This window comes from Nocardia sp. NPDC060220 (genome assembly GCF_042727815.1).
Lineage (GTDB): Bacteria > Actinomycetota > Actinomycetes > Mycobacteriales > Mycobacteriaceae > Nocardia.
Map to the genome: position 1 here is coordinate 1 of NZ_JBHWZY010000190.1, position 9,606 is coordinate 9,606.

The 9,606-nt window shown below is 66.7% G+C and carries 8 protein-coding genes; 6 read left to right on the forward strand and 2 right to left on the reverse strand.

Annotated features, from left to right (window positions below):
- On the forward strand, positions 1-456 hold a 456-nt coding region (locus ACFWF3_RS12550; protein ID WP_379313781.1), incomplete at its 5' end, for a TetR/AcrR family transcriptional regulator.
- 308 nt (positions 457-764) lie between these two features.
- Positions 765-1,439, forward strand: a complete 675-nt coding sequence (locus ACFWF3_RS12555) for a GDSL-type esterase/lipase family protein (RefSeq protein WP_379313782.1) — start codon at positions 765-767, stop codon at positions 1,437-1,439.
- Here ACFWF3_RS12555 and car read toward each other — a convergent pair.
- The gene (gene car, locus ACFWF3_RS12560; protein ID WP_379313783.1) at positions 1,377-4,832 is read right to left on the reverse strand and encodes a carboxylic acid reductase; all 3,456 of its coding nucleotides are present in this window, start codon (positions 4,830-4,832) and stop codon (positions 1,377-1,379) included. The two genes, ACFWF3_RS12555 and car, sit on opposite strands and share 63 nt — an antisense overlap.
- Entirely contained in the window at positions 4,829-6,328 is a 1,500-nt protein-coding gene (locus tag ACFWF3_RS12565; RefSeq protein WP_379313784.1) for a carboxylesterase/lipase family protein, read from the reverse strand. The genes car and ACFWF3_RS12565 overlap by 4 nt, the downstream gene beginning before the upstream one ends.
- A 95-nt stretch (positions 6,329-6,423) precedes the next feature.
- Here ACFWF3_RS12565 and ACFWF3_RS12570 point away from each other — a divergent pair, with 95 nt between their 5' ends.
- The 4 genes from ACFWF3_RS12570 to cydB form a co-directional block, all read left to right on the forward strand.
- Positions 6,424-7,167: a uracil-DNA glycosylase gene (locus ACFWF3_RS12570; protein WP_379313785.1), complete on the forward strand. Its 744-nt coding sequence runs from the start codon at positions 6,424-6,426 to the stop codon at positions 7,165-7,167.
- A gap of 35 nt (positions 7,168-7,202) precedes the next feature.
- Positions 7,203-7,550, forward strand: a complete 348-nt coding sequence (locus tag ACFWF3_RS12575) for a DUF488 family protein (protein ID WP_379313786.1) — start codon at positions 7,203-7,205, stop codon at positions 7,548-7,550.
- 79 nt (positions 7,551-7,629) lie between these two features.
- Positions 7,630-9,123: a cytochrome ubiquinol oxidase subunit I gene (locus ACFWF3_RS12580; protein WP_379313788.1), complete on the forward strand. Its 1,494-nt coding sequence runs from the start codon at positions 7,630-7,632 to the stop codon at positions 9,121-9,123.
- A 9-nt stretch (positions 9,124-9,132) separates the two neighbouring features.
- The coding region (gene cydB, locus ACFWF3_RS12585; protein ID WP_379313787.1) for a cytochrome d ubiquinol oxidase subunit II at positions 9,133-9,606 on the forward strand (474 nt) is incomplete at its 3' end.

Genomic DNA, 9,606 nt, shown 5'->3' on the forward strand with positions numbered 1-9,606 from the left:
GACGTCGCACATGCCAGCAAAGACCGGCTCTACGCCTACTTTCCCGGCAAAAACGAGCTCTACGCGGCCGTCACCGAACGCTGGACCACCGAGACCAGTAGCGAAGCGGCCATGTCCGCCGACGACCTACCGGCCTACGCCGGCCGACTGTTCGACCACTTCGTCGCCCACCCCGACAACGCCCGCCTACAAGCCTGGGCCGAACTCGAACCATCCGGCGACATGCCGCAAGCTCTGCGTCGCACCATCGACGCGAAGATCACCGAGCTCCGCCGCGGTCAGCACGAAGGCCTCGTCACCACCGATATCCCCGCCCCGATCATGCTTCGCATGCTCACCGATCTGACCCGCACCTCAGCCACCCATGCGAGAACGGGATCCACCGACGACGGTCGCCTGGCGGCGCAGCGCGCGGCGGTGGTGGCGGCCGTGGCGCGAATGGTCACCCCGCCGTAGCAACCGGCACGCTCCCCCACTACGGCAGCCCTGACCCCCTCCTCTCCTTGTGTTTTTGAAGGGTATTCAGGTGCGTGGAGTCGACGATGGTGGGTGACGAAACAACATGGTTAGATGCGCATATCGCAATATCGCGATTAATTATCTAGCCGGGAGACCCCTCGCCGAAGGTTGCCGGTATCTCCACCTACGGCGGCCGCGATCGTCACCCGGTTTCAAATACCCTCTGCCCCTTGACTTGTGCGCTCCCCCGCTGCCGATCAGGCCGATCCTCGAAGCCCACTCCCCCACCTCGTACAGTTGCCCGAATGAATGAGGATCTGCGCATCTGCTTCATCGGCGACTCCTTCGTCCAGGGAATCGGCGACCCGGAGTGCCGCGGCTGGGTCGGCCGCGTACTCGCCGCGAGCGGGCCCGGTATCACCGCGTTCAACCTCGGCATCCGGCGCAATACCTCCGCTGATGTCCTGCGCCGCTGCTGGGGAGAGGTCGAGCCGCGCGTCCTGCCCGGGGCCGACAATCGTCTGGTGATCTCGTTCGGCAGCAACGACGCGGTCGTGGAGGACGGCAACGTCCGGGTGGGCAGGGCACAATGCCTCGACAACCTCGCGACCCTGCTGACCGAAAGCAGGGAGCGTGCGATCCATCCGCTGGTAATCGGCCCACCACCTGTCATCGACGGCGGCGCGGAGCACCTGCGGCGCACCGCAGAGCTCGCCGACGACATGGCGGAGCTGTGCGAATCACGCAAGGTGCCGTTCGTCGCCACCACACGGCACTTGGCCGACGACCCCGTCTGGACTCGCGAAGCCAGGGCGGGCGACGGTGCCCACCCCGGCAGCGGCGGCTACCAGCGCCTGGCCGAGCTCGTCCTCGGCAGCCGCTGGCAGTCCTGGATCGCCCGGCCCACCCCGTACGGCCTACTCCAGCAGGCCGAGACCGGTCAGGTCGCGGACATATTTGGCGATGAGATCCGCCGGTAGGTGCGGAATGTCGTTGTCGGAACCGATCTGCGCGGCGCGGACGGCGGCACGGAATCCCTCGGCGGGAAGAGCCGAGCCGGGCAGTGGACGACCGGGCCGGCGATAGGCGTCGAGCAGCGGGAGCAGGGTGTGTTTGCGCTGAGGTTCGGGGAGGGCCCGCAAGGCTGTTTCGAACCGGGCGAACCACTCGCCGTAGCTGTCGATGCGATCGATGTGGCAGTCCGCGTCGATCAGCCAGTCGACGAAGACGTCGAGGGAGATGCCGTCGTCGTGCGGGTTCAGGACGTCGTAGGTGCGGTAACCGCTCGTAGCGGCGGCGCCGAGTGCGGTGACGGCCGTGGCAACGAAGTCGGCTGGTAGTCCGTCGTAATGGGCGCGCTGTCGTTGCCCGGCAGAATCGGTGCGGTAGAACGACAGCGGCGCGAGACCGGTCACGAGCACGCTCAGCAAGAGCCGGGTGAAGACGTCGGGCACATTGAGCTGGCCACGGAAGTGACTGTGCGCCAGGATCATGTCCGAGCGGAACACCGCGACGGGCAGTCCGAACCGCTCAGCCGCCTCCCGCAGCAGCACCTCACCCGCCCACTTGCTGTTGCCGTAGCCGTTGGCATAGGAATCGTCCAGCCGGCGGACCGGGCTCATGGTTCGCACGTCACCGTCCTCGGCGAAGGACTCCCCCTGCGCCGCGACGGCCACCGTCGACAGGTAACTCACCGGCTTGCGCCTCGTTGTCAGCGCCAGCCGGATGATCTCGGCGGTGCCCACCACGTTCGGGCCGAACAGCTGCGCATACGGGAGCACATGGTTCACCAGTGCCGCGGAATGCACGATCAGATCGACCTCGGCGGCCAACCGGTCCCATGTCGGCTGTGGCAGACCGAGATTCGGTTCACCGATGTCGCCGGGCAGCACTTCCAGCGTGTCCTTCGCGAGGAGCTGGAAATGAGTGTCGAGCTCGCTGTCACTGGTGAACGCCGCGTCGAGGCGCTCGCGAGCGGCGATCGCATCGCCGCCGCGGACCACGCAGATCACCTTGCCGCCCCGAGGGGCGAGTCGTTCCAGCCAGGTCAGGAGGAGGAACCGGCCGAGATAGCCGTTGGCGCCGGTGATCAGCACCGTCCGCGCGGGTGCCGCGGCAGGCACCTGTGCCGTCGCGGTGACATCCAAGAACTTCTCGAGTGTCAGATCCGCAGCGCGAATCTCGGCCGCATCGATACCGTGTACCGCGTCGGAATCGGTTCTGTGCGTGCCTGGTTCGCGTTCACGGCGCACGTAGTCGGCGATGCGCGCCAGGTCGCTGTCCGGCCCGAGCAGCACATTCACCGGCACATCCACCGCGAGCAATTCCCGCAGCAGAGACGAATACGACAGTGCTGCCAGCGAATCGCCGCCGAGATCACCGAATCGCGCATCGGGTCGCAGATCTGCCGAATCGCCGCCGAGCACCGCGCCGGCGGCGCGAACGACGGTCTCGTACACCGGTAGGCCGGGCGCATCGCGACGCAACCGCTGCAGTTCGTCTTCCTGACCCCGTGCCAGGTCCGCGTAGAGCTTCTCGAGACGCTCGCCGTACCGCTGTTTCAGCTTCGGGCGCAACAGTTTCCCGACTCCGGACAAGGTCCCGTCGGTGGTCGAGAACGGCTCGGTCTCGATGATGAAGTCGCGCGGAATCTCGTACGGCTCGAGCCCAGCCGACACGGCGGCGCGGTGCAGCGACGAACTCACCGCGGCGCGCAACCCGTCGGCAGGTACCGCGAGCGCAGCGTCGGTGGGCACCACGACCGCCAGCAGATAGGACCGTTCGCTGCTGCCGTACACATAGATCTGGCGCACCAGATCGGCGCCCGCGAACACCGCTTCCAGCCGCGATACCGTCACGAACTCGCCCTGGGACAGCTTGAGGACATTGTTGCGGCGGTCGACGTAGGCCAGCCGGTCCGGCGCCAGCTCCGCGACCACGTCGCCGGTGCGGCAGAAGCCGTCGGCGTCGAAGACCTCGGCGGTCACCTCCGGGCGGCGGTAGTACCCGGCGATCATCGTGGTGGTCTTGAGCAGCAATTCCCCACGCGGATACGGCTTGTCGGTACCGAAATAGCCGAGTTCGGGCACGTCGACGAGTTTGTAGTCCAGCACCGGCGGGCGCATCACCTTCGTATCGAAGATCACCCCGCCGCCGGTCTCGGTGGAGCCGTACCCGTCGTGCAGGCGCAATTGCAGCACCGATTCGACGAAGGTACGCAGCTCGGGGGCGATCGGCGCGCTGCCGCACAGCGCCGACATCAACCTGCCGCCCAGGAACTGTTCACGCAGTTCGGTTTTCACCGTCTCGGTCGCCGCCTCGCCGCGTTCGGCGACCTCATGACGGAAGCGCTGCATGATCATGTCGCACACCCGCGGCACCAGGAAGATCTCGGTGGGCCGCACGAGCGTGATGTCGGTGAACAACGTGGACAGGTCCGGCGCCGCCGCGAAGAACGCGGTGCCGCCACGGGCGAGCACGCTGTTGAGGGTGAGGCGGGCCGCGATATGACTCATCGGCAGGAAGTTGACATTGATCGCGGCCAACGGCCGCGCGGGCTGCCAGCCGACCGCGACCAAGCGCTGGGTGTACATCGCGCCCTTGGGCGTACCGGTGCTGCCCGAGGTGTAGATCAGCAGGGCGAGGGGGTCTTCGCCGTCGGCGGGCACGCTCAGCGCAGCCGCATCGGCGAGCCGACCCTGTGCGACGATGTCGGCGAGCGTGCTCGGCACCAGGGACGAACCCCCCGCACGCAGACGGGCACGGGCCGCGTCGAGCGCATCGCGGTGATCGTCGTCGTCGGCGTGATGGTCGAACACGATCAGCGAACGTGGTGTTGCGCCGGCGAGTATCGCGTCGACGGCGATGGCCAGGTGGGCGGTGTCGACCGCGAACACCGTCGGCTCGGTCTCGTCGAGGATCGAATACAACTGTTCGAGGCCCGCGCCCGCCTGCAACGGCACCGCGACCCCGCCGACATGGATCGTGGCCAGATCGAGCACGGTGTAGTCAGCGCTGGTGAACCCGAGCACCGCGATGAAATCCCCCGCGACGATGCCGTCACTGTGCCAGGCGGCGGCGAGCGCGCGGGTGCGCTCCCACACCTGCCCGTAGGTCAGTACATCGAACTCCGGCAACAGCTTTCGAGTCAGTCGTCCGCCCGACTCGACCAATTCGGTCCGGCGCGTGCCGAGCGCCGGGCGCTCGGCGTAGGCGGTCATGACGGTCTCGACGATGCGCGCCGTCGCGAGCCCGGGGGTCGTCACGATGGCGTGTACGTCCTCGGCGGGACGCGCCGCACGGATCTGCCCGTCTTCGGCGTAGAGCGCCTTGATGCGATCGGCCGGCTGCCCCGCGGCGAGCTCGACGGTCATGCTTCGCACTTCCGGATGCCTTGCCACGCTTCGCGTCGCGCGGACTCGGGGTCGACCAGCACGCGCGGTGGATGGTCGATGATGGAGGTCGTCCGGCGTTCGGCGGTGTAGGGGCTCCAGGGCGGCAGCGGCCGGCCGGTGCGGGCGAAGCTGAGCCAGTTGTCCTGGATATGGTCCTGGACCGCCAGGAACGCCCGCCTGCCGCCTGCCGCTGTCATCGCGCGGCCGACCGGTCCGTCGACCCAGCCGAAGACAGGGACGAGTTCGAGCGCGTGGGTGGCGCCGAAACCCGCCAGATGCAGTGCGCGCGGGGCGTAGTCGTACCGGTAGGCGTAGGTGGGGGCATAGCGGCTGTGGCCTTCGAGGACGGCCAGCGTCGGACGCAGGAACAGGTGGTCCCCGCCGACGCGCACCGCGGTTCGCGCGGCCGGGTAGCCGGGGTATCGGCTGGTCACCGCTTGTTCGGCGCCCGGTTCGTAGCGTCCGAAGATGGTCGTCAGCTGCTCGGGGGTGTGCGGCACCGCCTTGGCGAAGCGCTGGAACAGCGTCGCCTCGTCGCGGTTGGTGCCGATGATCAACGGCACCGGATGCGCCCGGCCCGCCGCGATCGCGTCCACGGGCATTTCCGGCAGGAAGTCGCCGTCCGCGACCGGGGCGTAGGGAAAACTGCCCGGATTCTCGCGCAGCGCCCGGCCCAGCGCGCGGTCACCCGCCCGGCCCAGTTCCTTCGCTGACACGGTGTTCAGGACGGTCGCGGCGTCGGCCGGGGCGGCGCCGAGCCGGTCCAGGCAACGGCGGGCGAAGTGGCGCGCCGCGTCCGGAGTCGAGGTCCAGTCCGCCGGGGCGCTCTGCGCGATCGCCCGATGGAACAGGCCGCGGGCGGCGGGGGTCGCCAGCAGGCTGACCACCGCGTGTGCACCCGCCGATTCACCGAAGATGGTGACGTTGTCCGGGTCACCGCCGAACGCGGCGATATTGCGGCGCACCCATTCGAGTGCCGCGACCTGATCGCGCAATCCGAGGTTCGACTCGAAAGGTCTCTCCGATGTGGAGAATTCGCTGAAATCGACATACCCGAGCGCACCGAGTCGGTAGTTCACCGACACCACGATCACGTCTCCTCGCGCGGCCAACCGTGCGCCGGAGTACATGCTCGATGTGCCGATCAGATAGCCGCCACCGTGGAAGAACACCATGACCGGGCGCGGTGTCGACGAGGGCGTCACCGGAGCGGTCACATTGAGCGTCAGGCAATCCTCCCCGGTGGGTTGCCAGGTTCGCGGCCCCACGCGAGCACCGTTGGGGTTCTGCACCGCGGCGAAGCCGAACTCGGTCGCCGATCGCACCCCCGTCCACGGTCGAACGGGCTGGGGAGCACGCAACCGCAACGCTCCGATGGGTGGGGCCGCGTAGGGCAGGGCACGCCAGCGGGCGATTCGACGACCCGCACGACCGCGCACGACTCCGTCGGCGCTCACGATCTCGGTGGACAACATCCCCCGAATGTACCTGGTACCGACGGTACCGCGCAGATGGTTCCGTCGGCGAACTGTCTCGAAACCGCATCGGGGCCGCCGACTAGACTGGGCCGATGACCGGCGTGGATCCGGAAGCAGCCCCGGCAGCGGCGGCCCACACCCCCGATATCGCCGCGCTCGACCGCCTGGTTTCCACCTGTCGCGCCTGTCCCAGGCTCGTCGCCTGGCGCGAGGAGGTCGCCGTCGTCAAACGCGCGGCCTTCCGCCACGAACAGTATTGGGGTCGACCGGTACCGGGCTTCGGGCCCGCCGACGCGCGAATTCTCGTAGTCGGCCTCGCTCCCGCCGCCCACGGCGGCAATCGGACCGGGCGCATGTTCACCGGCGATCCCAGCGGCAACGTCCTGTTCGGCGCACTGCACGCGGTCGGTCTGGCCACCGGCGCGCACCCGGTCAGCCGCGACGACGGGATCGAACTGCTCGATACCCGGCTCACCGCACCGGTGCACTGCGCCCCGCCGGAGAACAAACCGACACCCGCAGAGCGGCAGCGCTGCGCGCCTTTCCTCAGCCGGGAATTGGAGCTGCTGCGCCCGACGCTGCGGGTGATCGTCGTTCTCGGCGCCTTCGGCTGGCAGGCTCTCTTTACCGTCCTGCTGGCAGGTGGCTGGAACGTGCCACGCCCACGTCCCCGTTTCACCCACGGCGCACAAGTCGTCATCACCCATCCCGACGGCCGATCGGTCACCGTGCTCGGCAGTTACCACGTGAGTCAGCGCAATACCGCTACCGGTCGGGTGACTCCCGCGATGATCGAGGACGTCCTGCTGCACGCGAAGACGATCGCCGAGTCCTGACCGGAATTCGCGACCTGGTCACCTAGGATCGAACAGTGCTGACTGTGTACACGATCGGCCATTCCACGCGGACCGCGGACGAATTCGTCGGCCTGCTCGATGATTACGGCGTCACCCAGCTCGTCGATATCAGGACCGTCCCCCGGTCTCGGCACAATCCTCAGTTCGGCCGCGAGACACTCCCGGAAATCCTGCGGGCGAAAGACATTCGCTACGTCTACCTCGCCGCACCGGGTGGACTGCGGCACGGTCCGAGCATCGACCGCAACGAGGGATGGCGCAATGCCTCGTTCCGCTCGTATGCGAATTACATGCAAACACCGGAATTCAGTGCGGGCATCGACGGAACGTCGATCACCTATCCCCCACCGCACGAAGATTGATATTCATCCATTTCCCCTCGACACCGTTCGGCACCAGTTCACTGCGATGGCAGGAGATCCGACGATGAGTTCGCTGGCAATGAGCACACTGGATGTCTCCAGATGGCAGTTCGGTATCACCACGGTCTACCATTTCATCTTCGTCCCGCTCACCATCGGACTGGCACCGCTCGTCGCGGGAATGCAGACAGCGTGGGTGATCACCGGAAAAGAACACTGGTACCGACTCACCAAGTTCTTCGGAAAACTTTTTCTGATCAACTTCGCCATCGGTGTCGCCACCGGCATCGTGCAGGAGTTCCAGTTCGGGATGAACTGGAGTGAGTACTCCCGGTTCGTCGGCGACGTCTTCGGAGCGCCACTGGCTTTCGAAGCGCTGGTCGCCTTCTTCCTGGAGTCGACATTCCTCGGATTGTGGATCTTCGGCTGGACTCGCCTGCCCAAACTCGTTCACCTCGCCACGATCTGGATCGTCGCGATCGGTGTCAACGCGTCGGCCTACTTCATCGTCGCCGCCAACTCGTTCATGCAGCACCCGGTCGGTGCGAAATACAATCCCGAGACCGGACGCGCCGAGCTGGACAGCATCTGGGCGCTGCTCACCAACAACACCACCCTCGCGGCGTTTCCCCATGTGGTCGCCGGCGCGTTCTTGACCGCGGCGACCTTCGTCGTCGGCATCGCGGGCTGGTTCATGGTGCGCAACGTACGCAGTGGTAATGCCACGAAACTCGACGAAGCCGAGACCATGTGGCGTCCGGCGGCGCGGGCGGGCATGTGGGTGATCGCCGCATCGATCGTCGTAGTGGCTCTGACCGGCGATATCCAGGGCAAGATCATGTTCGAACAGCAGCCGATGAAGATGGCGTCGGCGGAATCGCTGTGCCACACCGAGACCGATCCGAAGTTCTCGATCCTCACCGTCGGCACGCACAACAACTGCGACAGCGTCACGCATCTGCTGGAGGTTCCCTATGTCCTGCCGTTCCTGGCCGAGGGCAAGTTCACCGGCGTCACGTTGCAGGGTGTGGAGGATCTGCAGAAGTCCTACGTCCAGGACTACGGACCCGGCAACTACCGGCCCAACCTCTTCGTCACCTACTGGGGCTTCCGCGGCATGATCGGTCTGCTGGCCGGACCGGCGCTCTTGCTGCTGGCCGGACTCTGGATGACCCGCGGTGGCCGAGTTCCCGACACACGCTGGTTCTCCTGGCTGTGCCTGATCGCCATCCCGACCCCGTTCCTGGCCAACAGCGCGGGCTGGGTCTTCACCGAGATGGGACGTCAGCCGTGGGTGGTGGTGCCGAACCTGACCGGCGACAAGACCATTCGAATGACGGTGGCGCAAGGCGTCTCCGATCACGCACCGGGAACGGTCATCTTCTCCCTCGCTGTCTTCACGCTGCTCTACGGCGCGCTGGCGGTGGTCTGGTACTACCTGATGCATCGCTACACCGTGGTCGGGCCCGAACCAGGGCCGACGGCTTCCGATGACGAGTTCGGTCCCGATGACGACGGCGGTGGCGGCAGGCACCGCGCCGAACCCGTCGAGCCGCTGTCCTTCGCGTACTAGGAGACGACGATGAGTCTGCAGCAATTCTGGTTCGTGTTGGTCGCCGTGCTGTTCACCGGCTACTTCATCCTCGAGGGCTTCGACTTCGGCGTCGGCATGCTGATGCCGATCCTCGGTAAGGGTTCCGATGTGCGCAGGCGCGTCGTGCTCAACACCATCGGCCCGGTGTGGGACGGCAACGAAGTCTGGCTGATCACCGCGGGCGGTGCGATGTTCGCGGCGTTTCCCGAGTGGTACGCGAGCTTGTTCTCCGGGTTCTATCTGGCCCTGCTGTTGTTGCTGGTCGCGTTGATCCTGCGAATCTGCGCGATCGAGTGGCGATCGAAGATCAACTCGCCGAAGTGGCGGGCCTGGTGCGACATCGGCATCGGCATCGGCTCGTGGATTCCGGCACTGGCGTGGGGCTGGGTGTTCGCCAACCTCGTGCGCGGGGTACCGCTGAACGAGAAGCGACAGGTCGTCGGCTCGGTGTGGGATCTGCTC

Coding starts and splice junctions, on each gene's coding strand:
- ACFWF3_RS12555 (WP_379313782.1), top strand. CDS start 765: ATGAATGAGGATCTGCGCATCTGCTTCATCGGCGACTCCTTCGTCCAG.
- ACFWF3_RS12580 (WP_379313788.1), top strand. CDS start 7,630: ATGAGCACACTGGATGTCTCCAGATGGCAGTTCGGTATCACCACGGTC.
- ACFWF3_RS12565 (WP_379313784.1), bottom strand. CDS start 6,328: ATGTTGTCCACCGAGATCGTGAGCGCCGACGGAGTCGTGCGCGGTCGT.
- car (WP_379313783.1), bottom strand. CDS start 4,832: ATGACCGTCGAGCTCGCCGCGGGGCAGCCGGCCGATCGCATCAAGGCG.
- ACFWF3_RS12570 (WP_379313785.1), top strand. CDS start 6,424: ATGACCGGCGTGGATCCGGAAGCAGCCCCGGCAGCGGCGGCCCACACC.